This is a genomic window from Sporomusa malonica (genome assembly GCF_900176355.1).
Classification (GTDB): domain Bacteria; phylum Bacillota; class Negativicutes; order Sporomusales; family Sporomusaceae; genus Sporomusa; species Sporomusa malonica.
Genome location: NZ_FWXI01000023.1, coordinates 37,259 through 61,044, shown reverse-complemented (window position 1 = coordinate 61,044; position 23,786 = coordinate 37,259). Strand labels below are relative to the sequence as shown.

The 23,786-nt window shown below is 42.3% G+C and carries 29 protein-coding genes and 1 riboswitch; of the genes, 6 read left to right on the top strand and 23 right to left on the bottom strand.

The window, feature by feature from the left end; genetic code table 11:
- Positions 1-7: 7 nt before the first annotated feature.
- Positions 8-655, bottom strand: coding sequence for a bifunctional 4-hydroxy-2-oxoglutarate aldolase/2-dehydro-3-deoxy-phosphogluconate aldolase (locus tag B9A22_RS20465; protein WP_084577802.1), 648 nt, complete (start codon positions 653-655; stop codon positions 8-10).
- A gap of 261 nt (positions 656-916) precedes the next feature.
- On the opposite strand from B9A22_RS20465, the gene B9A22_RS20460 reads away from it, so the two are divergent.
- Both B9A22_RS20460 and B9A22_RS20455 read left to right on the top strand, forming a co-directional pair.
- A complete protein-coding gene (locus B9A22_RS20460; protein ID WP_084577801.1) occupies positions 917-1,105 on the top strand; it encodes a YjfB family protein in 189 nt (62 codons plus the stop codon).
- 90 nt (positions 1,106-1,195) lie between these two features.
- A complete protein-coding gene (locus B9A22_RS20455) occupies positions 1,196-1,753 on the top strand; it encodes a guanylate kinase (RefSeq protein ID WP_084577800.1) in 558 nt (185 codons plus the stop codon).
- 51 nt (positions 1,754-1,804) lie between these two features.
- Here the strand turns inward: B9A22_RS20455 and B9A22_RS20450 are convergent, their stop codons facing one another.
- From B9A22_RS20450 to B9A22_RS20430, 5 genes are all read right to left on the bottom strand, one after another.
- On the bottom strand, positions 1,805-2,041 hold the full coding sequence (locus B9A22_RS20450; protein ID WP_084577799.1) for a DUF1653 domain-containing protein: 237 nt from the start codon (positions 2,039-2,041) through the stop codon (positions 1,805-1,807).
- Between the two features lie 21 nt (positions 2,042-2,062).
- Positions 2,063-2,641, bottom strand: a complete 579-nt coding sequence (locus tag B9A22_RS20445) for an ECF transporter S component (protein ID WP_245824079.1) — start codon at positions 2,639-2,641, stop codon at positions 2,063-2,065.
- Positions 2,642-2,800: 159 nt separating this feature from the next.
- Positions 2,801-3,094, bottom strand: a complete 294-nt coding sequence (locus tag B9A22_RS20440) for a hypothetical protein (protein ID WP_084577797.1) — start codon at positions 3,092-3,094, stop codon at positions 2,801-2,803.
- On the bottom strand, positions 3,078-3,272 hold the full coding sequence (locus B9A22_RS20435; RefSeq protein WP_084577796.1) for a hypothetical protein: 195 nt from the start codon (positions 3,270-3,272) through the stop codon (positions 3,078-3,080). The genes B9A22_RS20440 and B9A22_RS20435 overlap by 17 nt, the downstream gene beginning before the upstream one ends.
- Positions 3,273-3,404: 132 nt before the next feature.
- The gene (locus tag B9A22_RS20430; protein ID WP_084577795.1) at positions 3,405-3,884 is read right to left on the bottom strand and encodes a hypothetical protein; all 480 of its coding nucleotides are present in this window, start codon (positions 3,882-3,884) and stop codon (positions 3,405-3,407) included.
- Positions 3,885-4,012: 128 nt separating this feature from the next.
- Between B9A22_RS20430 and B9A22_RS20425 the strand changes: the two genes are divergently transcribed.
- Positions 4,013-4,309 carry an SH3 domain-containing protein gene (locus tag B9A22_RS20425; protein ID WP_084577794.1) on the top strand — a complete coding sequence of 99 codons (297 nt, stop codon included), beginning with the start codon at positions 4,013-4,015 and terminating at the stop codon, positions 4,307-4,309.
- A gap of 27 nt (positions 4,310-4,336) precedes the next feature.
- Here B9A22_RS20425 and B9A22_RS20420 read toward each other — a convergent pair whose 3' ends face one another.
- The gene (locus B9A22_RS20420; protein ID WP_217806001.1) at positions 4,337-5,191 is read right to left on the bottom strand and encodes a methylenetetrahydrofolate reductase; all 855 of its coding nucleotides are present in this window, start codon (positions 5,189-5,191) and stop codon (positions 4,337-4,339) included.
- 169 nt (positions 5,192-5,360) lie between these two features.
- Between B9A22_RS20420 and B9A22_RS20415 the strand changes: the two genes are divergently transcribed.
- Positions 5,361-6,332, top strand: coding sequence for a flavodoxin family protein (locus B9A22_RS20415; RefSeq protein WP_084577792.1), 972 nt, complete (start codon positions 5,361-5,363; stop codon positions 6,330-6,332).
- A gap of 29 nt (positions 6,333-6,361) precedes the next feature.
- Here the strand turns inward: B9A22_RS20415 and B9A22_RS20410 are convergent, their stop codons facing one another.
- From B9A22_RS20410 to B9A22_RS20360, 12 genes are all read right to left on the bottom strand, one after another.
- Positions 6,362-6,826 (bottom strand): GNAT family N-acetyltransferase, encoded by a 465-nt coding sequence (locus B9A22_RS20410; RefSeq protein WP_084577791.1) that lies wholly within the window; start codon positions 6,824-6,826, stop codon positions 6,362-6,364.
- 2 nt (positions 6,827-6,828) lie between these two features.
- A complete protein-coding gene (locus B9A22_RS20405) occupies positions 6,829-7,902 on the bottom strand; it encodes an alanine racemase (protein WP_084577790.1) in 1,074 nt (357 codons plus the stop codon).
- A 28-nt stretch (positions 7,903-7,930) separates the two neighbouring features.
- The gene (locus B9A22_RS20400) at positions 7,931-8,968 is read right to left on the bottom strand and encodes a mechanosensitive ion channel family protein (protein WP_084577789.1); all 1,038 of its coding nucleotides are present in this window, start codon (positions 8,966-8,968) and stop codon (positions 7,931-7,933) included.
- 216 nt (positions 8,969-9,184) lie between these two features.
- On the bottom strand, positions 9,185-9,757 hold the full coding sequence (locus B9A22_RS20395) for an HPP family protein (RefSeq protein WP_084577788.1): 573 nt from the start codon (positions 9,755-9,757) through the stop codon (positions 9,185-9,187).
- Positions 9,758-9,858: 101 nt separating this feature from the next.
- Positions 9,859-10,023 (bottom strand): hypothetical protein, encoded by a 165-nt coding sequence (locus B9A22_RS25615; protein WP_176215623.1) that lies wholly within the window; start codon positions 10,021-10,023, stop codon positions 9,859-9,861.
- Positions 10,024-10,035: 12 nt separating this feature from the next.
- Positions 10,036-11,289: a Ger(x)C family spore germination protein gene (locus B9A22_RS20390; protein ID WP_084577787.1), complete on the bottom strand. Its 1,254-nt coding sequence runs from the start codon at positions 11,287-11,289 to the stop codon at positions 10,036-10,038.
- Entirely contained in the window at positions 11,271-12,377 is a 1,107-nt protein-coding gene (locus tag B9A22_RS20385; RefSeq protein WP_084577786.1) for a GerAB/ArcD/ProY family transporter, read from the bottom strand. The genes B9A22_RS20390 and B9A22_RS20385 overlap by 19 nt, the downstream gene beginning before the upstream one ends.
- A 32-nt stretch (positions 12,378-12,409) precedes the next feature.
- A complete protein-coding gene (locus B9A22_RS20380) occupies positions 12,410-14,251 on the bottom strand; it encodes a spore germination protein (RefSeq protein WP_084577785.1) in 1,842 nt (613 codons plus the stop codon).
- Between the two features lie 155 nt (positions 14,252-14,406).
- Positions 14,407-15,174: a 4-hydroxy-tetrahydrodipicolinate reductase gene (locus B9A22_RS20375; protein WP_084577784.1), complete on the bottom strand. Its 768-nt coding sequence runs from the start codon at positions 15,172-15,174 to the stop codon at positions 14,407-14,409.
- A 147-nt stretch (positions 15,175-15,321) separates the two neighbouring features.
- Positions 15,322-15,455, bottom strand: a riboswitch (cyclic di-AMP (ydaO/yuaA leader).
- 449 nt (positions 15,456-15,904) lie between these two features.
- The gene (locus B9A22_RS20370; RefSeq protein ID WP_084577783.1) at positions 15,905-16,942 is read right to left on the bottom strand and encodes a mechanosensitive ion channel family protein; all 1,038 of its coding nucleotides are present in this window, start codon (positions 16,940-16,942) and stop codon (positions 15,905-15,907) included.
- A gap of 73 nt (positions 16,943-17,015) precedes the next feature.
- Positions 17,016-18,455: a glucosyl-3-phosphoglycerate synthase gene (locus tag B9A22_RS20365; RefSeq protein ID WP_245824078.1), complete on the bottom strand. Its 1,440-nt coding sequence runs from the start codon at positions 18,453-18,455 to the stop codon at positions 17,016-17,018.
- A gap of 69 nt (positions 18,456-18,524) precedes the next feature.
- Positions 18,525-18,716: a hypothetical protein gene (locus B9A22_RS20360; protein ID WP_084577782.1), complete on the bottom strand. Its 192-nt coding sequence runs from the start codon at positions 18,714-18,716 to the stop codon at positions 18,525-18,527.
- 330 nt (positions 18,717-19,046) lie between these two features.
- Here B9A22_RS20360 and B9A22_RS20355 point away from each other — a divergent pair, with 330 nt between their 5' ends.
- Entirely contained in the window at positions 19,047-19,664 is a 618-nt protein-coding gene (locus B9A22_RS20355) for a hypothetical protein (RefSeq protein WP_084577781.1), read from the top strand.
- A gap of 113 nt (positions 19,665-19,777) precedes the next feature.
- Positions 19,778-20,335, top strand: coding sequence for a DUF1638 domain-containing protein (locus B9A22_RS20350; protein WP_084577780.1), 558 nt, complete (start codon positions 19,778-19,780; stop codon positions 20,333-20,335).
- 62 nt (positions 20,336-20,397) lie between these two features.
- On the opposite strand, the gene B9A22_RS20345 is transcribed toward B9A22_RS20350, so the two are convergent.
- From B9A22_RS20345 to B9A22_RS20330, 4 genes are all read right to left on the bottom strand, one after another.
- Positions 20,398-20,637, bottom strand: a complete 240-nt coding sequence (locus B9A22_RS20345; RefSeq protein ID WP_084577779.1) for an MTH865 family protein — start codon at positions 20,635-20,637, stop codon at positions 20,398-20,400.
- A 100-nt stretch (positions 20,638-20,737) separates the two neighbouring features.
- Positions 20,738-21,418 (bottom strand): Crp/Fnr family transcriptional regulator, encoded by a 681-nt coding sequence (locus tag B9A22_RS20340; protein WP_084577778.1) that lies wholly within the window; start codon positions 21,416-21,418, stop codon positions 20,738-20,740.
- Positions 21,419-21,506: 88 nt separating this feature from the next.
- The gene (locus B9A22_RS20335) at positions 21,507-22,121 is read right to left on the bottom strand and encodes a flavodoxin family protein (protein ID WP_176215622.1); all 615 of its coding nucleotides are present in this window, start codon (positions 22,119-22,121) and stop codon (positions 21,507-21,509) included.
- A gap of 252 nt (positions 22,122-22,373) precedes the next feature.
- Complete coding sequence (locus B9A22_RS20330) at positions 22,374-23,564, bottom strand: anaerobic nitric oxide reductase flavorubredoxin (RefSeq protein ID WP_084577776.1); 1,191 nt, start codon at positions 23,562-23,564, stop codon at positions 22,374-22,376.
- Positions 23,565-23,786 lie beyond the last annotated feature (222 nt).

The window sequence follows — 23,786 nt, the reverse complement described above, 5'->3', positions numbered from 1 at the left end:
AAAATTATTATATACCGCGAGCTTGACGGACTTTTTCAATAAACTGTTTGCCAATCTCAGTGATTGACTCATAGTCGCCCTTCTTGGCACCGGCAGTCAGGTTGCCACCGACGCCAACAGCTACACAACCGGCTTTAATCCAGTCTTGTACGTTATCAAGGCTAACACCGCCGGTTGGCATAACAGGTGCCTGGGGCAACGGACCCTTGAGCGCTTTTACAAAAGATACTCCTAAGGCTTCTCCCGGGAAGAGTTTAATAATATCAGTGCCTGCTTCCATGGCTTCCACGATTTCTTTAATAGTCATGCAGCCTGCCATGATGGGTACTTGGTAACGATTACATAGTTTGACAGTTTCGAGATTGAATGATGGGCTGACAATATATTGAGCACCAGCTAAAATAGCCACGCGGGCTGTCTCGGGATCAAGCACAGTGCCTGCACCAATAATCAATTCACCATTCTTATAGTTAGCGGCAAGGTCTTTAATTACATCAGCAGCACCTGGCACAGTAAAAGTAATCTCAATAGCCGCAATGCCACCTTTGAGGCAAGCATCAGCAATCTTGACAGCCTGCTCGGAGGTTTCTGCACGAACAACAGCAACTACGCCAGAGTCCATAATCTTTTGCAGTACATTTAATTTTGGTATCATTGGTATCATCCCTTCTTTTTTGTAAATCGGTTTAGGAAACCGGTTTACAAACTTATTAATGGATATATTGGCTACTTTTCTTAATATTCCTGCTTTGTTTTTGTGCCACAAAAATAAATTTTACCCAGCCCTTTTAGACAAATATTCGATATACTAAGCTAGTATTTACTAACAGGCAACAAGATAGTACAATTGTCGCATTGACTTGCTCTTCTTCCCGGAAGTATAATTAACATATAATAGCAATGGAGGCGAACACCTATGGATATTGCAGCGCTTTCTATGGCCTCTTCGCAATTGACAGTCAGTGATCAAGCCAGTATTTTAGTAATGAAAAAAGCTATGGATACGTCTGTCACGCAAAATCAGAACCTGCTTGACCAACTCCCAGCGGCAGAACCCCGTATCTCACCGTCTCATTTGGGCAACGCCATTGATATATCTGCTTAGTTTGAGCCGGAAAGCTTCTGGATAAACCAGAAGTTTTTTTTTACCTATGACCTTTTGAAGTAAACTAACCATATAGATAACGGAGGATTTATGAACAAAGTATATGCGCTTATAGGTCCCCCCGCCTCAGGCAAAACCAGTATTCAAAAAGAGCTTGTCCAATATGGCATTCCAGAGATACTGAGCCACACCACCCGGAAACCCAGACCGGATGAGCAACATGGCGGGCACTACTACTTTGTGAGTAAGGAAGAATTCCAAAAAACTGAGATTATCGAACGGGTTGAGTACTCAGGTAATTTATACGGATTAAGTAAAGCCGAAGTCTTGAACAAAGTCAACCAGCACCCAATAAGCACTGTTGCTGTTGAGACACAAGGTTTGAACCAGCTAAAAAAACTACTTGCCCACCGGGTTGAGTCCATATTCATTATGATAGACTATGATACAGTTATTAGCCGTATGCTAGATCGCGGCGATAGTCATGAACTTATCAACCGCCGTATTGAGTATGCCAACAGTACCGGTGAGTTTAACAATTGGCAGACAGCCAACTATGTTGTAAAAAACACCGGTTCACTAGAGGTGGCCGTACGCCAGATACTGGCCATTGTCGGCAAACTGACACCGCTCTCTAAAATTGTTTAGACATATAAGAAAAAAGCGAAAAGCCGCCAAATTTGGTAGCTTTTCGCTTTTTTAATATACTTCTATCTCTAAATTAAACCTAGGCACTTCCCTGCCTTCAATTATAATGTTTTCACAAAACATTGCCTTAGGTCTCACCCATAGACCAAATTCCCCGTAGAGCGCTCGATAAATTACCACAGGTTCAAGAGTTTCGCTGTGAGTAGCCTCTCCAATCACCTGATACTGCTTCCCCTTGTAGTGGCGATAGATACCCGTTTTCACTCTATCCGGCTTTGATGCAGTCATTACTCAACCTCCACAACCCCATTAATGCAAAACTGACGACACTTTTTTGTACACCATCATCGTAATTGTCGATACAATAATTCCCTTGAACAGGTTAAACGGTATTATAGCAAAAACGATAAACGTCTTTAGATCAACAATTAGCGGATTAGCCGCTCTTCCCATATTGACTATGGCCTCCGGCGGAAATTTCAACGCTACTTGATATAAAGGGATTAACACCCAGTAATTTAAAACTGCGGCTGCCAGCGTCATCGACAGTGTTCCGGTCACAAGAGCAGCCATTGCTCCAGTCCGATTCTTTCTCAATTTATACACGAAAGCGGCTGGTACAACCAGGAAGGTTCCTACCAAAAAATTAGCCATCTCACCGATACCTGCCGTCTGGGTACTGCTTACATGAATCAGATTCTTTAGCAGCACAATCAGACAACCGGCAAGAGGCCCAAGCGCAAAAGCGCCAATAATGGCCGGTATTTCACTAAAATCAAGTTTTAGAAAACCTGGCATAAAGAGTACAGGCGATTCCAGCACCATTAAAATCGCAGCAACGCTAGCTAGAATCGCGATTCGTATTGTGTAGGCTAATTTAGTATGCAAACCCCTGCCCCCTAATCCTATCCACCAAAGCATGGTCCGTTGTCTTGCAATAGCATCCCGGTAAAGAAAACACGGCTTGCGCCGAGCCTTTGGCGACGGTGGAAGTCGATGTTGCCCTTATCCAGACGGAAAGTTATACTTTCTAACAGGGCAAGGTAATCAATGTAACGCCTTGGGATTATCCACCACAGAATCTACTAATGCCACAGCAATAAATTCTGCAAGGGCTATCTCCATAACAGTCTCATGAACTACCATAACATCGGCCAACTCCAACCCGTGCCGAATATTCATATAGTCAAATACCCGGGCCAAGCCCTCAGCATACACCTCCTGAGCCTCATCTGATATTTTACCTCTAAGTACATCATAATAGAGTACTCCATACCGCTTGCTGATATCTCGCAAATGGAGGGCAAGCAAATACCTATAATCTTCAATCGGATCGGTCATTAGCTCCCTGCCTTTCTCCCTTTCTTAGCTCAGTCAGTTTTTGCAGAATATAGAACTCATTGCAAACATCACTCTCTACAGGCCGGCACATCGGACAAGTTTCACACCCGCCCGTCTCAGCCTGCTCGGCACAAAACTCTTGATAAGCTTTGATAAGATTATTTAATGCTTTGCTCATACTTATTTATTCGCACCAAATTACAAAATCCCTACATCTTGCCTGATAAATAAATCATTGGTAAAGTTATGCTCTCTTACAGAATAAAAAGAACTCTACAGCCGTCATCATCGGTTGTAGAGCACTTCTTTTCTAACTTCTCATTATCTCATTTACTATCAATACTTTTAACCATGAAGTAAGAAAATCGTCGTGAGTTTCATAGCTTCTGTCATCATCCCGAATAACGATAAATTTCCCAGCGCGCATAAAGCCAACGCTAACCAACTCATCCGAATCATCGTAAAATAATACTGCATCTTTTACGCGTTTTCCATTGTAGTAGAAGTTTCTGCCGTTATGATCCCGCCATTTATAAGCATGCAACCCTGGAAACCTTTCACTCATTCGATAGTCATGGATACGCTCAAGCCTATACCTTGAAACAGTATCCCTGTCACGGCGTTCATGCCATTTAAATGGCATATGCCTCTCTGATACGGCGTGGGATTGTTGCCATCTCCCATTGTTAAATTTCGATCCAGACCAGTCGTGATGACGCTCCTTAGCACTCGCGGTTGAAGACATCGCCATTACAAATATTGCCAAAACTAAAAGCACTAATTTTTTCATTCTTACCGCCCCCCTTTTTTCTAATTTTATCCACTAAGTGTGACAGAAATGTGACAGCCGGCGTAGGACTTAAGGCTCAACTTGTTGAAATCTATGGTCATCAGCATTCATTAGACAGGAGGCTCTCTATGAAAAAACGGAAATTTACGTTCGTGATTGCTATCTTGGCGGCTCTTGCAATCTGCCTTTCCCTGCCAGCCCATGCTGTTTTTACAGCAGTAACTAACACTGATAAGGTAAAACTATTTGCCGAACCAACACCTACCAGCCCCATTGTCGAGGTATTAAAACTAGGAGATGTGGTTAAAATCTATAAAAAATCACCAGACGGAGAGTTCTGGGAGGTCGAGCATAAAGGGAACCATGGGTGGATCATCTTAAAATTTTTAAGTCCGAAGGACCATAGATATAGCACTGAAGCATGATGCCTCAGTGCTATAAGTCTCTCCATATTACTTTAGCAGGTTTCTTGTAAAAGCGATCAGTTTATTAGTTACCGCTACATCACCCATGCCGAATATATGCAATCCATCCACCTGTCGGTAAACGTGCCTGATGAACTCGCACGCCACCTCAAAACCGGTTTTACCCTGCTCCATTTCGGCTAAAATATTTGGAGGAACCGTCACACCAGCGACATTCTTATTGACAAACTCGGCCATCTTCAGGCTTTTTAATGGCATTAATCCTAACAACACCGGTTTACCTAAAGCTCTGGCTTTTTCTAAAAATTCAAGGGCCTGTCCTGCATCATACACTGGCTGAGTCTGGAAGAAATCAGCGCCTGCGTTAATTTTTCTCAGCATCTTAGCGATCTCGGCGTCTAAGTTGACTGCGCCCGGAGTAGCAGTAGCCGCAGCGGTAAACTGAGTCTGCCCCTTAAACCCTTCGCCGTTAGCATCTTTCCCCTGGTTAAAGTTTTTAATAAGCTCAAGCAACTTAGCTGTATTATAATCATATACTGCCGCAGATTGATAAGGACCATGCTGCGGACCGTCGCCAGTTGTCGGCAACAAATAGCGAATCCCTAAGGCATGAGCTCCTAGCAAATCGGCTTGAGTCCCTAACAAACTACGATCTCGACAGGTATAATGGGGGATGGTTTCAATGCCGGTAGCCCGATTAATTACAGCTGCCGCCATCACTGAGTTCATTCGCAGCCTCGCATTTGGGCAATCATGTATATTAATTGCATCCAAACCGTCATAATCCCTGACTTTAGCAATACTTTCATCAATATCTATACCATTGATACCTCCCAGTTCAGTAGTATAGACAAACGACTTTCCTAGTTTATTGATCAGCATTATTCAATTCCTCCAAAAATCATTTTTTATATTATTCCATAAAAGGTATATAGTTCCTTTTTTGTCGTAAAACTAATTATCGAGGGTGTATATATTACAGTGAATAATTATGGTAAAATTTCACTAAGTAGTATAGTAAATGCAAAATTAATGATTGAGGAGCAATTATATGGCAGTCAGCGAGACAGTAAGAAGCCTCCCTCTCCCTACCCGTATTGATGATCAGTCGGCAATTATCCTAAAATCAGCTTTGATCAAACTCATTAACGATGGTGCCCGGAAAATTCTTTGCGATTTTTCTGCTACCGAATTTATCTCAGAGGCTGGCGCAGAAGAACTAGTCCAGGTGGCCCGCTTTCTTGCCAAGATTGGGGGCGAGCTTGGTATTTGCCAAATAAAACCCAATGTCAAAGCAGCCCTACAACAGTCTTATTTATTTAAATTTTACAGTATAGAAGAATCCGTTGCCTTGGTTGCACTCAAAAGCCTTGTTAGTTTTTTTGACCAATACGAAGATATATTAGATCTAAAAGTTCGTATGGAAAACGCGGTAGCTCATATCGAAATTTATCTGGTGTTTGACTGTGACCAGACCATGCGTCAGGTACAACAAACTATTGATTTCATTTGCCATAACCTGGAACAAGAAATCAAAAATGCCCGGGTACTCATCGTGCCAAGCGCCCAAATTGCCAAAAAAACTGTATCCCGGCCAGAAACACTAGCAACACAAATTGTTTTCTCCAGTCAGGATAACGTACCTCAACAACTCGCCCAGGCTATCCGTGATACACTCCCTGGCGACACCCCTTGCATTACCGTGCAGGCTGCTTCTCCGGCAGATGACTTCGATTTGGTTTCAGTGATTTGTCTGGTTGATCAGGCTACAGCGGATGCTGAAGCGGCCTCTTTTCTAAAAGAACTGCGTAATCAAAAAGTAGCTTTATTCGCTATTGCGGACAACTATCCTTACTCCGGTTATGCCGGGGATTGTATGAAAAACATTAGCGCTTTGCTGGCTGCCAGCAACACCGTTATCGGTAAATTTGTCTGCCGGACAGTGGATAAACAACTCTCCAGTGAGGACTTGATGCGAGCGCGGAATAAGTATTTTGATATTTTGCAGGAAATTGAGCGTTAGCCAAAAAAGGAGTATGCTGAAATCCAGTTTCAGCATACTCCTTTTTTGGCTAACGCTGTCTTCATTACCAGTCGGTCTTCACCTTCACCATACTCGTTTTTCCTAAAGTCTGTAACGACAAAACCTAATTTATTCTCATATATCTTAATGGCTGTTAAATTTTCAGGATCCACAGTTAGTTCGACCTCTTCAATTCCTTCTTGGGCTAAGGCTTCAAATGTATCCTGTATAAACTTGGTTCCTATCCCCATGCCACGATGTTCTTTTGCGATTGAAACCCCCATCATGTAAGCCTTTTTCGGCCTGTCCCAATCCAAAAAATACTGGACTGCTCCCACTATGTCCTCATTCTTTCGGATAATATAAACATGCCCATGTCTTATGAGCGGTACCAAGTGCCACTCATTCATTCCCCCAATACCAAATGCATCTGCTTCAAGTGCCACTAAACGCTGAACTAGCTCCTTGTTAAAGGTGGTAACTAATTCGACCATAATTAACCTCCCCTGAATTTTTTGCTAATGTATCTTGATTGGCTGGCTGATAATATTCCGGAATATGTTAGGCGAAAAGAAACACTGTCTCCCACCTGTATGTTAGTTGACGAATCGGTTACATCAATAATAAGATGATCACTGCTTGCTCCCAAAATTTTTAAATTTTCGTCAACAGGTATAATTCCTTCAATAATCACATCTTGTTTTCCTAGCGCTAAAATGGCTCTCTTTCTGACACCCACATCAGTGAATTGCGGCACCTTCCCAAAAGCATCTCTGCCGATATCGCCTATGGGCACAGAAGGCTTATCCTTAAGCTCAATAACCTCGGCTCTCAAAAGAAAAGCATCATCGCAAAGCCACGGGATTCTCCTCTGATTGGTACTATCGGTTCCTAATAGTATTCCTTCACCAATCCTCAGTTGATTTACGCCAGCAGGTACTTTCTGATCTTCTACCAATGATAAGGTAGAGGTTCCACCACCCGAAATAATTTCAAGTTGTATTCCTAATTGGTTTTGAATAGAATTTCCCAGTTCAACCAACCGTCCTAAATTATCAATACTAGGTAAAACGCCCCCAAAACATCCCATGTTTGTGCCTAGCCCCAGTAGTTTGACGCCCTGCAGATGCGAAATCTGGTTCACAGTCTCAAGCACATGCTCTTCCATAACGCCTTCCCGAAGGTCACCGACATCAATCATTAAAACTACTTGGTGCTGGGTATGTAATTTTTTAGCCTCCTCAGCTAATGCTTTGATTACAGTAATTTCCGAGTTGACACTGATAGTGGCATAACGCACTACATTTTTAACATTACTCAGACGGGGAATCCTAAGCAAGGTAATCGGTTGGTCAAAACCTACGTTTCTAAGTTCAACAATATTCTCCATCCTAGCATCAGCAAGACCATCAACGCCCCCTGCTAACATAGCAGACACTATTTCAGGGATGGCGCTAAATCCCTTTGTTACTCCGAGTACAGCTATTCCTTGCTGCTGACACATTTGCTTTACCTGCGCAGCGTTATACCTGATTTTATCCAAATCAATATCAAGTGATGAACTGACCATTTCCTCCGACCTCCTCATAAATACACGATCACTCTACTTGTTTCATATGAACAGTACGAATAGGGAACGGGATTTCTATCCCTTCTTGACGATACCGCATATGTAGACGTTTTATAAATTCATGCTTAACCTTATACTGGTTAACATACTCTTTAATCCGAAGGATAACATTAACATCAATGCTTGAAGCCCCAAAAGAGTGAAACCGTACAACAGGTTCAAATTCTGTAACACCACCATCTACACTCAACATAACCTCCCTGGCTACTTCGATGGTAATTTGTTCCACATACTCTAAGTTGCTGTCATAACTTACACCTACCGGAACAACAATAGATAATTCTTTATCAGGCATATAATAATTGGTGATTATCGCGGAGGCGATTTTTTGGTTAGGCACGATGATCATTGTATCTGGTAAGGATTTAATAATAGTATTCCGCCAAGAAATATCCACAACATTGCCCTCTTCACCGGTACTTAGCTTGATATAATCACCGACTTTGATGTGACGGGCCAAAAGAATGTGCAACCCTGAAAATAGATTTGACAAGGTTTCTTGTAGTGCCAACGCCACGGCTAGGCCGCCGACCCCAAGAGCTGTCAATAGTGGTGCTATCGAAAATCCTAGATTCTGCAATAAGATAAGAACGCCAATAACATAGACTGAGATCTCCACAAGGCTTGCGAAAATAGATGCCGACGGAAAAATACCCTGCGCCTTTTCGTCATAAACCCGAACGATACCTGATAAGATTCGGGCAACTATGATCGTAGCTGACAAGGCTCCTACTACAGCGGTAACCGTCTCTAATACGTGCAGCCAATGGGTATCTATATTTATAATGCGGCTGGCTCCATAACTACCAATGATGATTCCCCATACCATTGGCATGCCTCTTATAGCTTTGCCAGATACTTCGTAGTAAGATCCAAGAAACAATGCAGCAATCCGGTCGAATCTATGAAAGATAACTTTGCTTAAAATTACTCCCACGGCAATACATAACAAATATGTAGCCGAGGCAACTATCATCGACTGAAGCTCCGGCAGTTGCTCAATCATGATTACCTCCTTGTCCCAAATGACCCTTTATTCTATAGTAAACAAAATAGGAGTCTTTAATTACAGACTCCCCCAAAATTAAACAAAGAGGAGCCTTGTTGACAGACTCCTCCCAAAAGTTTACATTTATTTTTTTATAATTATATACTGATTCAGACAATGAGTCAAGAGATTCAATACTTATGACTTCCCCTCGCACAGCATAGCATTCGTTAATTATTTTCCTTCGGAAGGAACTTCGCGGGTTTCGATCTTTATATCTTCTCTTCGTTTTATCCGTTCTTCCAATACCTGAGTACCAATGAATTTCTTTTTTGGATATGGTCTGTTGACAATCAAATTATTATAAATTAATGCCAGTAATACCAGCACTAAACTACCTAATAATACTGGTGTAACCAAGAAACTCCATGGAACTCCACCCTGCATAAGAATAAGAACAGGGTCGGCTGCAGCAGGTGGATGAAGCGTTTTTGTTAACTGCATGCTAGCAATACATAGCCCCACTGCAATTGCCAAAGACCACCAATGAGTCTGAAAGATGTTATAGCATAGTATGCCAATTGTGCTGGATAGCAAATGCCCACCAACTATGTTTTGTGGCTGAGCAAAAGCACTCTCGGGAATAACAAAGGCAATTACACAAGTAGCGCCAAAGGGGGGCATTAGAAAACTTGCACCGCTAAATTCGGAAAGAAACGCTATAGCAGCAATACCAAGAAATCCACCTATTGATGAACCAAGTATCCTTATATAATTTAGTTTTCTCCGTTTTGCTAAATGGCTCATTGATAATTTCTCCGACTTTCAAATGTTTTTGTTAAATCTCAACGCGAAAGCACCTTTCTTTATTATAAACGATTCCGCTAGCGAGTCTATAACTTCTTCATTCATGGCGCCGTTATCATTCGGTAAATCGGCAAACCAATACTAGCCGCTACGAATAGTAAGACCACAAATGCACCTACAGTATTGCCACTACATTTTAGAGCCTTGGCATACGAATAGGCATGGATTCCCGCAACCAGAGCAATCCCAATCATAACATACGCCATTCACTCACATCCTTACTTATCCTTACCCAAGATCTCCGTTGAGCGCCACATGAGTCCGCTTCGCCGAATGGCTGCCTTAATATCGATTTGAATATCAGCTTGACTATATAGTTCTAGCAAATCCGCATTCATCATCTCTTCATGCGTTTTAAACTCAGGACGCATATAAGCAATAAAACCTATAGGGTCACTACCAAGCTCTTGTGTTTTTTGCAGCATCTTACGTATTTGATACTCCATTAGCTGTGCTATCTGGGCCTCTAATAGCTGTCGATATTCGTCTACTTCATAGTTAATACCACTCGGAATACTGCTAATCTCACCCTCGATCCTCACTTTAACCGTAATGGAGACCTTGCCGTCATCCATACGCAGCTTAACAGCTGGATGCTCACCCAGCCGCAGACTAATATTGATAGATGATTTCGGTACCAGCGGGTCCTCTACAACAAGGTAACCACGCGTAAATTCCCCTTGTAAAAGCTCCACAGCTCTCGTTTCTTCGTTAGTCAGCCATCCTACCATCTTGTCTGCCCGAAACAAAGCCGTACCCAGGAATTCCGGACGGTTTTCCTCCCCTGAGCGTGGCATTCCACCCGGTATATACTCCTCGGTTTTCTCAGGAGGAACTTTGGGTCCGGCAGGATTATTGGTACCTTTTTTAGGATTTAGGCCGGCATACAAGGCATAAGGTGAGCCTACAGGATTTTTCAACCGTATATAAAAATCATGAATATCGGTTTGAAGAAAGAAGCCTGACTCTCTTCTTTCGAAGATCAGGCCTTCATAATACTTGGACAGTTGGGTTTCAATTTTAGGGTTGTTTGCTTGCAAAAACTCTTTGGCAGTACCTTTCACTATAACAAGAATAATGCTCCCCCGAAACTCCCTAAAACGCATTATCGGGCCAAGCAAATTGCCAAGTCCCTGCCGGGCAAACTCTTCGCTAACAATGAAAGCTTTGGTGTGCGAAAGACTAGGGAATCGGCCCATAGTAGATGTAAGTAAATTGCGAGCTTCGGCCAGGTTAGTTGCTTTAATTGAATTTAGTATGAAGCTTCCACCATCTTCGCCACCTGCTTTCCCTCCGCCGCCTTGCGCTTTAGGAATAGCAATCTGGTAGGTTACTTCCATCATTCCGTCCTCGGCTTTATCGATCCCTACTGCTATCACATAGGCAACATCGTCAGTTTCACGGGAACCAACGCAGCCAGTAATAAGGAAAGCAATAACCAGCAACATACCCGCTAAGAGCCGGAGGACCATGTCTTGACTCCCTTTCTGCGCACAAAAAATGCAATGAAAATCAATAGCGGCACTCCCAGTGAACCGATATTGTACCAGGTAGTTACTAGATTTCCATGAAGCAGTAAGACGCTGGTGATGTCTGGTGGCAGCATAGCAAGCTGCGCCGCCGATAGTATCGTGGGAAAAATGAGTGGCTTATACGTCGGCAGATCAACTAACCTAGTGATAATATAGATTGACACATAAAACGTCACTGCGATAGCGATAATCCCAGCAACAACCCACAAGAGGATAAATAACGATTCAATTCGCTGCAGATACCGGCTCACATATACCGCGCGTGTCATCTCAAAAAAGGGAAGCATCTTTTCCCTGCCAGTACCAGAGCCAAATACCAGGGTAAATCCCAGAACCATGACTATTCTCATCACAACACTAAGTCCAAACCCGTATAGTGCAGCGTAACGAATTGTTGTTACGTCATGGAGACTGCGCGCTAGTATGGGTAGCAATAGTAACCCGAAATTGAATCCTGATACCCACGTGCCATTTATTAAAACCTTTTCAATGCCAGGTCCCTGCCAGGGGGTTAATTGGAGAACAATAAACTTGGGGTATAAAAAAACGACCACAAAGAGAACTGCAAATACGATAACCGGCATCACAATATAGCTTGCTCGGGCGAGAGGCTCAATACCAAGATAGAGAATAACGGCAGCGACCAAAGAATAGAACAGGATTGCAACTGAAAATTCAAGGTAAGGCAACGCTGTTAACAGCGTGTTTTCCGAAAACTCCCGTAATAGAAGGGCAGATTCGATGTAAAAATGTGCGAAATACACTAGTCCAATCAACTTAGCCATTGGGCTCCCTAGCAGTTTACGCGATACGTCCAAAAGGTCTCCTGGGACTTTTTCCATGACATACAGCAAAAGGAAAAAAACGCTGCCGGTAATTAGTCCATTGATACAAGGTATCATCCAGGCAGCGCTTTTGGCCTGATCAATAGTAATCGACCAAATGGACTGAAATACCGGAACGAAGGTTACCGCAAACACAATGGCCATAGCTTCGGCAATCCCCATATTTCCACTTTGGTAACTCAACTCGCTCCCTCCCTTTCGCTTTTTTCCGTTAGTCACCGGCGGCTTACCTTTGCCTGCCGCTTCCTATCAAGAGTGTTTAGTTCATCTGGCCGTGTCTCCTGACTATAGGCCGCCCCCCGCACAACAATATCAAAGCCAGGGGTAACCTTGGGTGAAATCGGCACAAGATATGGTACCCCAAATGATTTCATCGAGCAGACAAGTATCAAACTTAGAATAATCCCAGCCGCCACTCCAACAAGCCCGAACATTGTTGCTAGCAGCAAATAGCCAAAACGCGCTAAGCGAATACCAAAGGAAAGACGGTAATCTGTGATCGTAAAGGAAGCAAGTCCTGTAACCGCCACAATAACAACCATGATCGGGCTAACGATATTGGCCGCTACGGCTGCTTGTCCAATGATAATCGCACCTACAATGCCGATCGTAGAACCCAGCATACCCGGTATTCGGGTTCCTGCTTCCCGAATCAGTTCAAAGGATATCTCCATTAATATAACTTCAACGATAGCGGGAAAGGGTACGAGTTCACGGGCAGCAGCAATTGCAAGTAGCAAATCAGTTGGTAATGCTTCCTGATGAAAGTAGCTAATGGCTAAATATAAAGAAGGGAGTATTGAGGCAAGTAACAAACCAGCTATGCGCAATACTCTCATAAAAGTACCGGGGATTGGTTTAAAAGCATAATCGTCGATGGAGTGAAATAGACTTATGAACGAAAACGGTACCACCAACGCAAACGGACTTCCTTCCAAAAGGATAGCCACTCTACCCTCTGACAAATGGGGTGCCACCCTATCGGGCCGCTCGGTTGACAATGTCATAGGCATAGGAATATTTGGGTGGTCATCAATAAGCTGTTCAAGAACTCCGGCATCTGTAACATAATCTGTCACTATTCCATTAATCCGCTGTTTCACCTCAATTACCAGGTCTGGATTGGCAATTGATTTTAGATACATAACGGCACAAGGCGTCTTACTCTGTTTACCAACTGTAAGTATCTCGGTTGTCAGGTCGCTGTTACGCATAAGAGAGCGGATAAGCCCAGTATTAACCCGCAGCGTTTCAGTAAATGCCATCTGACTGCCGCGTACCGAAGGTTCTATCTCGGGTTTTCCAACCGAGCGATGCTCCCACCCCTTGGTTTCGATAATAAACGCTTGCGCACTACCATCCACAAAGACAACGGTATCACCACCGTTTATTCCACTGGCCACTTCTTCATATGTAGTCGCAAGTTTTACTTGATTACCAGGGATGTAGGTATTGATCAAGGTTTCAACTAAGTCTTTACCAGGTGTTGTTGCCCTATCTTTAGGCAGCAGCATTAGCGGTGCCAACACCATAAAATTAATTAACTTTTTATCACTGAGACCTTCAAGGAAAACGGCCATAGCGGGAATTTCCGGAGTTGACGGCAATGTAAACTTCCTGACTACAACGTCTTTATTATCAGGAAGATTAAAAAGACGGGAAAGCACTGCTTCATTCTCGAACAAACTTATCTTCACTGTTAGTTCCGCGGGATCATCCATAGCACTATCGTAAGCTAGGGTAATGGGCGATAATTCTGCAAATTCCCTGGTAAGTTTATCGCATTCCATTCTTAATTCAGCGCTGACCTGCTCCCCCGCTTGAAGCGATTGACTGATCTTCTGAATAAGCGCTTCTAACTGGCGACTGAACGACAGTAATGTCGTCAGAGCCCGTTCCTGCGCCGCAAGTGGTGCGGTTGCTTCTGAAGGAGTGGATTTGCTCCAGGTATCATCCGCCCCTTCGCCTAAAACAAACCGATGTGGCTCTGTCGGTGGCTTATAGAGCAGGAGGTTTTTAATTCTTGCATAAAGTTTAGAAAAGCCGTTTTGCCCCACATTTATACCTCAATGGCTAAATCATACTTATATTTATATAGATTTGCCAAAAATCCCAATTTTAGTACAAGCTAGCTATATATATACAAAATCTCCCGTAAGGATACTTCATATCCTCACGGGAGATTTTTATGTTCGTACGTTGTTTCGTTGATTTAATATACCGGAATATTTTGTCTGAACATCTCGGCAATTATCGTTTCCATGGTGTACATTCCTGGGGGTTGCCCTATGAGATATTTCACTGCAAAAATAGCCCCCTGACCAAAGGCTGCCCTGCTTATGCTTTCGTGGTACAACCGTATCGTCTGATTTGGCATCCCGAAGATGATTTCGTGACGCCCAACGATTCCGCCAACACGAATTGAATTTAGGTGTTCCTCTTCATTAAGGCTAAGCACATTTGCAATTCTTTTGGCTGTTCCTGATACTTCTTTTTTACCTTTAAAATGTTCCTCTACAATTTCAATATCGGCATGAGGAGCTATTTTTTGCAAAATCTGAGCGGCTACCATCAGCACGTTAATCCCCAACGTAATATTGGGAGAATAAAGTACCGAAGTAAGCTTTGCATAGGATTTTATCAGATTCATTTCCTCCTGCTCATATTTTGAAATGGCAGATATAATTGGAATTCCTGCTTCCGCTGCCTTTTTGTATAAATAAATCCCTGTAGAATCCGAAAAATCTACAAGAGCATCTACCGGCCTTTCAATAAAAAAATTATCATCAATGTCCTCAATAGAAAAAATCTCTCCTGCATCAAACTCATATCCCAGCAGCCGGCTGGCATATTTGTGATGATCATTTTGGCCTTTACGCACCACCCACGCCAATGTGAACAAACTGTCATTCAAGAATTCATTGGCGACAACTTTACCAGTTTTTCCAAAACCAAAAATACCAATCCTAATTTTTCCCATTATACTCCTCCTTTAAAACTGTAGCTTGTTAGTTCCTTGCTGCATTCATCCTGCATGATGGCAACAAGCTTTTACAAAATCAGCTTTTGAGAAGGAACACCTCTAAGACCGATTAACCGGTCTTAAAAGGAGTGGCAGGACAACTCATCCTTCTCTTCCAACGCCTACGAGGTTAGCTGACGGATTCGGGCAGAAAGAAATTTGCCCTACCTGCTTTGACAGGATTCACCCCAAAAATGGGTCCCCCGCTTCCATAAAACGGAATTCGGCGATTGCCTTATAAAGTAGACTTAGCTTCAGGTGGAGTTTTAACCCCATCTGAAGGTTAGTCGCCCTTATCCAGGGACTTAGCCGCTCTTAACTCCCACTTGTAGAAGATGGGAGTCTTAGAGCGGGTTAGTCATCGGATAGATATGGATTTTGAATTCCATATCTACATCATATAGTCTTTTCCATTTTTTTACAATACGTTTTGAAACTATCCTCCTCCCATAACTTATCCCCTAAAAAAAATCAAAAAGGAGCCTATCGTGTGACAGGCTCCTCCACAACATGCAAATATCTTTTTTTTTACATTGTACACTACTTATTATCCACCGTCAACCTGCTGACCTCGGTACAGTTCCAAGCCATACGTAGAATAATAAGGATTGTTTGAGCCTAGCATGGAATTTTTCTGATATGTCGTTGAAGCATCTATCTGACCCTAGTTTCTATTTCGTCATTAATGTCAATCCACTGATTTCATATGGATAGTACGTATTGGGAATGGGATCTCAATACCCTCCCGATTATATCTCGTATGCAGTCGCTTGATCAGCTCGTGTTTCATCCTAAATTGATCAATAAATCCTTCCACGCGTAAAATTACATTTAATAGTATGCTGGAATCTCCGAAGGTGTGGAAACGTACAACAGGCTCAAAATTTGCAATACCTGCTGCCATTTCATCCATTACTTCTTTAGCCACTGTCAGGGTGACTTTTTCTACGTGATCTAAGTCACTGGCATAACTTACACCCACAGATACACTAACCGCTAATTCCCTATCCGGTTTATCATAATTGATAATAATTGCCGAGGCAATCTTCTGATTGGGAACAATAATCAGGCTGTTTCCTAGCGCCCGAATTGTGGTGTTACGCCATGAAATATCCATAACGTGCCCTTCTTCACCTGTACTTAACTTAATATAGTCGCCTGCTTGAATCGGCTTGGCCAAAAGAATGTGCAGACCGGAAAATACATTTGCCAATGTATCCTGCAACGCCAATGCCACAGCTAAGCCACCCACTCCTAAAGCAGTTAAAATCGGAGCAATGGAAACCCCAAAGGTTTGCAGTATGATCAACACTCCTGTTACATAGGTTGCAGCTTCAATAATGTTGGCCAAAATAGAGGCCGACGGAAATGCCCCTTCAGCTCGCCGGGCATATATGGTAGCCATTGCGGCAAAAATGCGGGCCGTTACCATGGTAATAGAAAAAATACCTGCAGCAACCACAATTCCATCGAGTAATCGTAACCATTCCGCCTTAGCCTCAACCATGCGTATAGCACTATAGCTGCCTAGCAGCGCCCCCCATAGCGCAGGCATCCCCTGTAACGCTTTACCTAGTATTTCGGCATACTCCTCCGAAACATGAGTAGTGATTCTCGTAACCTTACTCCAAATCCCCTTGCTTATGATAATTCCTATGGCATTACACAGCAGAAAAACTGCCAAAGATAAAAACAAACCTTTCATATCTGGTATAGATAAAATCATATTCCGCCTCCTCCCTTATTCCTCACAGATATGCGATTGAAGTTCAATCACCAAAGCCTGCTTTTCAGGTATCCTATTGATATTCACGCCATATAACTTCAAACCGTTTACTGCCAATCTCAAACTGCCTATGCGCAGAGTAAACCCGCCGCAGTGTTTCATTACCCTTTGCACCAACACTGCCTTGTCCCATTTCGGCCAGCACCTGTAGAATTTGAAAAGCCATCTCACTAAGCCCAATAACATCTTTCGATCTGTGGACAACGGTACCAAGGTTAACTTGACAGGTAGCCCAAAGACCAGCTCTCTCCACTGCTTGTAGTAGCATCGCCATTTCCACGCCATAGTTGACTGGGATACGCATTTTTAAAAATTCATCGCGATAGATAGCTACTGTTCCGGCCAAGGGTTGGATATATCCAGACAACTGCGGTCTAAAAGCATTAATCCAGGGGCGGGCTAAAATTTCCGTAACTCGCCCACCACCCAACTCTACCCCAGATGCTTCCACCTTGACAGGTCTGGAAAAATAACCTTTAGAAAATCGAATAGTAGGGTTGGTAAACATTGGCCCGAGCAAACCGTAAAAAAAGCGCGGGGTAATACTTTCTATATCTGTATCTACCCATGCCAAAATATCCGCATCGGTAACAAACGCACTTTTGAACATAGCCTCTCCTTTACCACGATAGCTACCAATTTCCGGGAATATCTCTTGATGTACAAAAACAGGAATACCATAGGATTTAGCAATTTCAACAGTACTATCACTCGAAGAGGAATCGACTAAGATTATTTCATCAATCAGACCTGCCGCCTTGACTTCCAATGCTGTTTTAATGACATTGCCAACCGTTCGTTCTTCATTCAGACTAGGTAATAAAACAGCGACTTTTTTATTCAATTTCTTCTTAAAACTACGCAGTACAGCAGGCAGAGAAAAATCCCCGGCATCGAATGTCCGCTGCCGAACCCAGCGATAAATCTCATCGCTCTCATCAAACTCCACCTCGTCGTGTGGGCCACGCACAACCGTTACACTACCACTATAATGATCCTTAACCATCTGATAAAATGGCTGTATTTCTGAAAAAGCTAATGGTGCACCAAAAAAGAGCATGCTATATTCCTTGCCAACTGCTTTAACTAATTCTCGCACTGACGCATCCCGCCGCCACTTAACAGATACACTGTCAAACAAAGCATTAGCAGGACCTACTACAGAAGATAAAAACACCTCTTCCAATTGCGGTAGGCTTTCTTCTAAATGAAAAATTTTTATGTGTTTCACACCAGATGCCGCCAAAACATCTAAAACCGCTCGGGCATTGACTCCGCCTCGTAAAACAGCGGCCACTTCCCCCTCTTGCCACCCGTCCGTTATTGCAACAATTCCATTATTATGTGCTATGCTTTCTTCCTGAAGGTTTTTAAAGTCTTCCATAAAGAAAGCAACTTCATCATCTTCTATTCGTCTTACAAATGGCCAGTTTTTAATTATATTTTTGCTCATAGAAATCCCCCTTTGCATTCCCTATTGCCTTAAGTAGATTAATTATGCACCATAACTAGTCATGCACTATTAACATACCCAAGTCAGCAGAGAATGAAATGCTTTACTCTCTATGTGATGCTTTGCACTGTCCCTAGCCTGTTCCAACTTGTCAGAAAAGCCAAGTTCTGCTGCTGCTTTATCAATAAAACGCCCCAGCAGCAAGGTATCATCCATGTCAAACAAGGCCATCCTCTCGATTCTACCCTTTAAGTTTCTCATAGATACTCCTCCCGTCATACTGAAGAAAACAGGTAGAGTCCTTTGCGCAGACTCCACCTGTTTTATAATAGCAGTATATGGTATTTTTAGATTACTATTGTTAAACCACCACTAACAACCCCGGTAAATAAAAAGGTTGTTTGTATTTATGCACTATTATACTTGACATTTTCACAAAATGCAACAATATAATATTAGAATAGTGTCAAGATATTGTAAAATCTCGACTATCTCAGTACAGTTCCAAAGCCATGCATAGAATAGAAGGATTATTTGAACCTAGCAAGGAATTTTTCTGATATGTCGTTGAAATTACCTGGGGGTGATTATGTGCAATGGTCTAGACGATTTTTCATGTCAGCCGTCTATTGTATTGTGACACTTATAATTGTTAGTTGCCCAACAACGAGCTATGCACTACCGGAAAAGTACAAACAGACTGATCTCCCTGGTCTAGGAAGGGTAGTCCTACCAGTTCAGGTGGAGGCTGTTCGTGTAGAAGAAGCCCAAATCCCTGAGTACAATCTGACTATCAATGACGGGCGAATCATTCACTTTGTACAAGTAGCAATAACGAATGAACCTAAAAAATTCTTAGAAATGGATAACCCTTTTTTTTCTACTGACGCAGACGCCAGGAAAATGACCGCTACTATTCAGAAGGTACTCATCCAGAAGGCAATTAAGAATGGCGCGAAACTAATTAACACCTATTCTATTGAGTCTACAAAAATTGCAGGGCACGAAGGCTGGATAGGTGGCTATCGCACTAGCATAGTAGAAAAAATGCCATCTCCAATGTATACTCGCATATATTTATTTAACACCCAAAAGAAACACATGGCTATGATATACACGTGCCCAGACAGCGATAAAACATACTGGGAGCCTATAATGAAACAAATGGTTGCTAGCCTCAATTCTCCGGTAATTATCTATCGGTTATAATTTTCTAGATATTGGTATTGTTGTAAAGTGATTTACAGCTTTATAGTATTCTGAGTGCTATTATGAAAGCAGGATCGTTATCATCCTACTATTAAATACACGGAGGGATTGTTATGAATAATGGGCCAAAAAAAATATTGTGTTGTGCCATATTGAGAAACGAAATCGAGCATCTTCTGAAGAATGAAAACGCCGAAATACGTTACTTAGATGCCGCTCTCCATGTAGATATGAAAAAGTTGTTGTCAACTGTGACGAACGCTCTTCAGACTTATGATAATAAGGAAGACCTGACACTGGTATTTGGAACAGGCTGCCATCCGGAAATGGAAGACCTTGTAGCCCGCAGCGGCTGCCGCGGTGTTCAAGCGCGAAACTGTATCGAAATGCTGCTTGGGAATAAAATGGCTGAGATGGACAAAGAGTCACGGACATTTTATTTGACAGCAGGGTGGCTTGACAACTGGCAACAGATATTTGTGGATGGTCTAAAGTGGGATAAAGTTGACGCCCGCCAAAACTTTGGGTTTTACGAACGCATTGTTCTCTTGGATACCGGCCTGGTTCCGATAGATGATGAGAAGATACTAGAGTTTTTTGACTTCGCCGAAGTCCCTATAGAAATTGTTCCCATCGATATGGAAAACCTACGAAGTCTACTGACAATGTAGCTCTATTCACCTAAAAGGAAACATGCCCCTGCCAAATAGCAGGGGCATGTTCTATAAACAAACTATAGACCAGCTTTGGTAACGATCGTCTCAGCAACATGTTCAGAACTTGTGAAAGGGAAGTCATCAGCCGACAGTAGTTTTCCGGCTTGTCCGGCGGTAACTTCAAGATCGCCAGCTTTGCAGGTGGTATCAGCTCCATTAGGGAAAGCGTTTAGTAAATCCCCTGGTGTGGCAATGGGGAATGTGGCATTGGCTAGACCGGCAATGATTTGGCTTTTAATGATCTCACGAACTGACATCAAACATACCTCCCGATTTTTTATTATTACTGGTTCAATGTAATAATAACCCCGGGAGGCAAAGGCTGGCTGTAAACTGCTTTACTAAATATTTCTTTTTTTAAATAACTCGGTTCTGATACATTGTAATACATTCATTAGGCAAGGTAATACGCTGACCATCAATATGAACCAGCTTCTCTTTGCGTAATTCACCTAAAACATTTGTCACCATAACACGCGAGGCGTTTACCAGGCTGCCAATATCCTGATGTGTAAGTTCCAGAACTATGGTACGTCCGGTGCCAGTTTGTTTCCCGTAGCTTTCCGCGAGTTTGCAGAGCACCCCCAGCACCCTCCCCCTCACATCTTGAAAGGCAGTGCGAGACATGTGCTCCGTGTACTCGTTCATCTTCTTGCCCAGATACTGTACAATCTTGAGGGCTGTTTGAGGACTATCCAGAAGCTTAACAAACAATTCTTTCGTGCACGAACAGATAAAAGTATCTTCCATAGCCACAGCATTCATCGTATGAACAGCGTTCTCAAAAAAAGTGACCTCTCCAAAAATGTCCTCAGACTTCAGATAGTCAAGTGTAAATTCCTTACCCTCTTCAGATATCTTATAAAGCCTCACCCTGCCCGATTTAATAAGGTAGATAGCATCAGCTTCCATTCCTTGGCTGAAAACTGACTCGTTTTTGCGGTAAACCCTCTTAAGGGCAAGGGTCCCGATCTGCTCACGTTCAGCGGGAGACAAAGCAGAAAAGATATCCAAATCTTTCATGCACCGATTAATCATAATCGCAGGTCCTCCAGAAAAGCTTTTGGTGCTATATTCTGTGCACCCCTGTTGTAGTCCTCCCTGCTATAAGTACAGCCTTACTTCGTTACCATAACTTTTGAATTTTTTCCTTTACTTCCGGTTGTTTATCCAGGGTTGGTAGTAAATCGTCAGTAATCTTTACCTCAGGGCCATATATCTGTACAGCCAGGCTAATTGGGCAGGTTTCACCATCTCCACAGACAAGACACGGAATTTTACCTTTTGCAGTAATAACCTCGACCGCTTGAATACCATGATATGTTTGAAAAAAGTTCTTTAACCCTGTTATCGCCGCTTCTTCTTGTCCAACGGCAGAAACTACTGCTAAAACTACTTTTTTAAGCTTTAATTTGATCCCATTGTGTCTTAAAGCAAACCATCTTTCTAAAAAAGTATGAGTCAAGGCATTAATATTAAAAGCGGCTCCATAATATGTTGGCACTCCTAAAACTAGAACCTCTGCTTCTTTTACCTTATCTTCAATTTTTGCCCAATCATCTTCAGTCTTACAGCGATTATCACGTACACAGCCAAAACAGCCTTTACATGGTTTTATATCCAATGTACTAAGCGAAATTATTTCACTTTTATCCGCTTTACTACTTTCGATAATCATTGTAGTCAGTTGCTCTACGGTTCCTTTGCCAGTCGGGTCTCCACTTACACCTAATACATACATAAGAAAAACCTCCTTGTTTATATTCATTCTATTATAGACTAAATTTATATATATTTCTGTAATCTAGTTTACAAATTCATCTCTAATCATTTGGGATACTAACTCTTCCCGCAAAGTCCATTTACCCAACAAAATCTATAGCACCCCGCCCAAATCATGCTCTATTAACCTACTTTCCTACAGGATGCAAAAAGACCGCCAGTCACTGCCAGCGGTCTCCCCATACTGATTAAACTAGTTACACTACGCTAATTAGTCTTTTACTTGAGCAAACTCTTTGCCAAAATTGATAGCTCCAGTTATAGTTTGCTCATCAGGATTCCATAATCCCTTGTATCCATCATTGACAACATTAAAGCCACTCGATTTTAACAACTCGTTAAGCACTTTAACTGATTCTCCACTCCAGCCATAGGTGCCAAACGCTGCCGCCTTCTTGTTTTTGAAAGCTAAACCTTTTATCTCTTCCATAATCCCAGCTATTGATGACAAGACGCCTTTGTTAACCGTAGGTGACCCAACCAATATAGCTTTGGATTTAAAAACTTCGGTTATGATGTCGTTTTTATCCTTGCGAGCCGTATTATAAAGCTTGATGTTCACCGTTGGATCGGCCTGCTTAACACCTTCGGCAATTGCTTCCGCCATTTTACGGGTTCCGTCCCACATAGTATCATACATGATGGTAATCTGGTTTTCTTGATAGTCTTTTGCCCATTCTGCATACTTTGTTACAATCTGCAGCGGATTATCCCGCCAAATCACTCCATGACTAGGGCAAATCATGTTAACCGGGAGGTTAAAAGCGACAACTTCCTGAATTTTACGGTCAACCAAACGACTAAAGGGAGTAAGAATATTGGCGTAGTATTTTGTACACTCCTTATACAGTTCATCTTGGTCAACAAGATCGTTAAACATGTATTCTGAGGCGTAATGCTGGCCAAAGGCATCATTGCTAAATAAAATATTATCACCAGTAAGATAAGCCATCATGCTATCTGGCCAATGCAGCATCGGAGCCTCTACAAATATAAACTCCTTGGAGCCAATATTTAGCTTGTCCCCTGTTTTGACTACATGAAAATCCCAGTCCTGATGATACTGGCCTTTTAGCGATTTAACTGCATTTGCTGTACAATAGATTGGGGTATCTGGAATCAGTTTCATTAACTGGAGTAATGCCCCACTATGATCAACTTCTCCATGGTTTATTATAATGTAATCAATCGCATCCAGTGCTATTTCCTTCTTAAGGTTTTCCACAAACTCTTGTGCAAAAGGCATCCATACAGTATCAATCAGGACATTCTTCTCATCGCGAATGAGATAGGAATTATAAGTAGAGCCTTTGTGGGTAGAGTATTCTTCCCCATGGAATTTTTTCAACTCCCAGTCCACTTTACCGACCCAAGTTACTGTCTCCGTAATTTTAAAGCTCATAATTTAACCCTCCTGTAAATTGCTGTTCTATTATAACTATACAACTTTTCCCACACCTAAACTATGATAATAATCACATGTTCAGCAAAAGGATAGTAATAGATTGTGTTTCATTTAAACACAAATCTCCCCTCACTTTGCATAAGCATTACATTTTAGTGAAATAATCCTTGATTTCTTGATTGCGGGAATATATAATAAAAAAATATCAGCAACATATAT

Excerpts from the sequence above, each read along its gene's own strand:
- B9A22_RS20420 (WP_217806001.1), bottom strand. The coding sequence starts at position 5,191 with ATGCTGATCAATAAACTAGGAAAGTCGTTTGTCTATACTACTGAACTG.
- B9A22_RS20405 (WP_084577790.1), bottom strand. The coding sequence starts at position 7,902 with ATGGTCAGTTCATCACTTGATATTGATTTGGATAAAATCAGGTATAAC.
- B9A22_RS20455 (WP_084577800.1), top strand. The coding sequence starts at position 1,196 with ATGAACAAAGTATATGCGCTTATAGGTCCCCCCGCCTCAGGCAAAACC.
- B9A22_RS20375 (WP_084577784.1), bottom strand. The coding sequence starts at position 15,174 with ATGGGAAAAATTAGGATTGGTATTTTTGGTTTTGGAAAAACTGGTAAA.
- B9A22_RS20350 (WP_084577780.1), top strand. The coding sequence starts at position 19,778 with ATGAATAATGGGCCAAAAAAAATATTGTGTTGTGCCATATTGAGAAAC.
- B9A22_RS20330 (WP_084577776.1), bottom strand. The coding sequence starts at position 23,564 with ATGAGCTTTAAAATTACGGAGACAGTAACTTGGGTCGGTAAAGTGGAC.
- B9A22_RS20335 (WP_176215622.1), bottom strand. The coding sequence starts at position 22,121 with ATGTATGTATTAGGTGTAAGTGGAGACCCGACTGGCAAAGGAACCGTA.
- B9A22_RS20370 (WP_084577783.1), bottom strand. The coding sequence starts at position 16,942 with ATGATTTTATCTATACCAGATATGAAAGGTTTGTTTTTATCTTTGGCA.
- B9A22_RS20440 (WP_084577797.1), bottom strand. The coding sequence starts at position 3,094 with ATGACCGATCCGATTGAAGATTATAGGTATTTGCTTGCCCTCCATTTG.
- B9A22_RS20410 (WP_084577791.1), bottom strand. The coding sequence starts at position 6,826 with ATGGTCGAATTAGTTACCACCTTTAACAAGGAGCTAGTTCAGCGTTTA.
- B9A22_RS20395 (WP_084577788.1), bottom strand. The coding sequence starts at position 9,757 with ATGAGCCATTTAGCAAAACGGAGAAAACTAAATTATATAAGGATACTT.
- B9A22_RS20390 (WP_084577787.1), bottom strand. The coding sequence starts at position 11,289 with ATGGTCCTCCGGCTCTTAGCGGGTATGTTGCTGGTTATTGCTTTCCTT.
- B9A22_RS20360 (WP_084577782.1), bottom strand. The coding sequence starts at position 18,716 with ATGAGAAACTTAAAGGGTAGAATCGAGAGGATGGCCTTGTTTGACATG.
- B9A22_RS20415 (WP_084577792.1), top strand. The coding sequence starts at position 5,361 with ATGGCAGTCAGCGAGACAGTAAGAAGCCTCCCTCTCCCTACCCGTATT.
- B9A22_RS20465 (WP_084577802.1), bottom strand. The coding sequence starts at position 655 with ATGATACCAAAATTAAATGTACTGCAAAAGATTATGGACTCTGGCGTA.
- B9A22_RS20345 (WP_084577779.1), bottom strand. The coding sequence starts at position 20,637 with ATGTCAGTTCGTGAGATCATTAAAAGCCAAATCATTGCCGGTCTAGCC.
- B9A22_RS25615 (WP_176215623.1), bottom strand. The coding sequence starts at position 10,023 with ATGGCGTATGTTATGATTGGGATTGCTCTGGTTGCGGGAATCCATGCC.
- B9A22_RS20365 (WP_245824078.1), bottom strand. The coding sequence starts at position 18,455 with ATGAGCAAAAATATAATTAAAAACTGGCCATTTGTAAGACGAATAGAA.
- B9A22_RS20400 (WP_084577789.1), bottom strand. The coding sequence starts at position 8,968 with ATGATTGAGCAACTGCCGGAGCTTCAGTCGATGATAGTTGCCTCGGCT.
- B9A22_RS20450 (WP_084577799.1), bottom strand. The coding sequence starts at position 2,041 with ATGACTGCATCAAAGCCGGATAGAGTGAAAACGGGTATCTATCGCCAC.
- B9A22_RS20435 (WP_084577796.1), bottom strand. The coding sequence starts at position 3,272 with ATGAGCAAAGCATTAAATAATCTTATCAAAGCTTATCAAGAGTTTTGT.
- B9A22_RS20340 (WP_084577778.1), bottom strand. The coding sequence starts at position 21,418 with ATGATTAATCGGTGCATGAAAGATTTGGATATCTTTTCTGCTTTGTCT.
- B9A22_RS20425 (WP_084577794.1), top strand. The coding sequence starts at position 4,013 with ATGAAAAAACGGAAATTTACGTTCGTGATTGCTATCTTGGCGGCTCTT.
- B9A22_RS20460 (WP_084577801.1), top strand. The coding sequence starts at position 917 with ATGGATATTGCAGCGCTTTCTATGGCCTCTTCGCAATTGACAGTCAGT.
- B9A22_RS20430 (WP_084577795.1), bottom strand. The coding sequence starts at position 3,884 with ATGAAAAAATTAGTGCTTTTAGTTTTGGCAATATTTGTAATGGCGATG.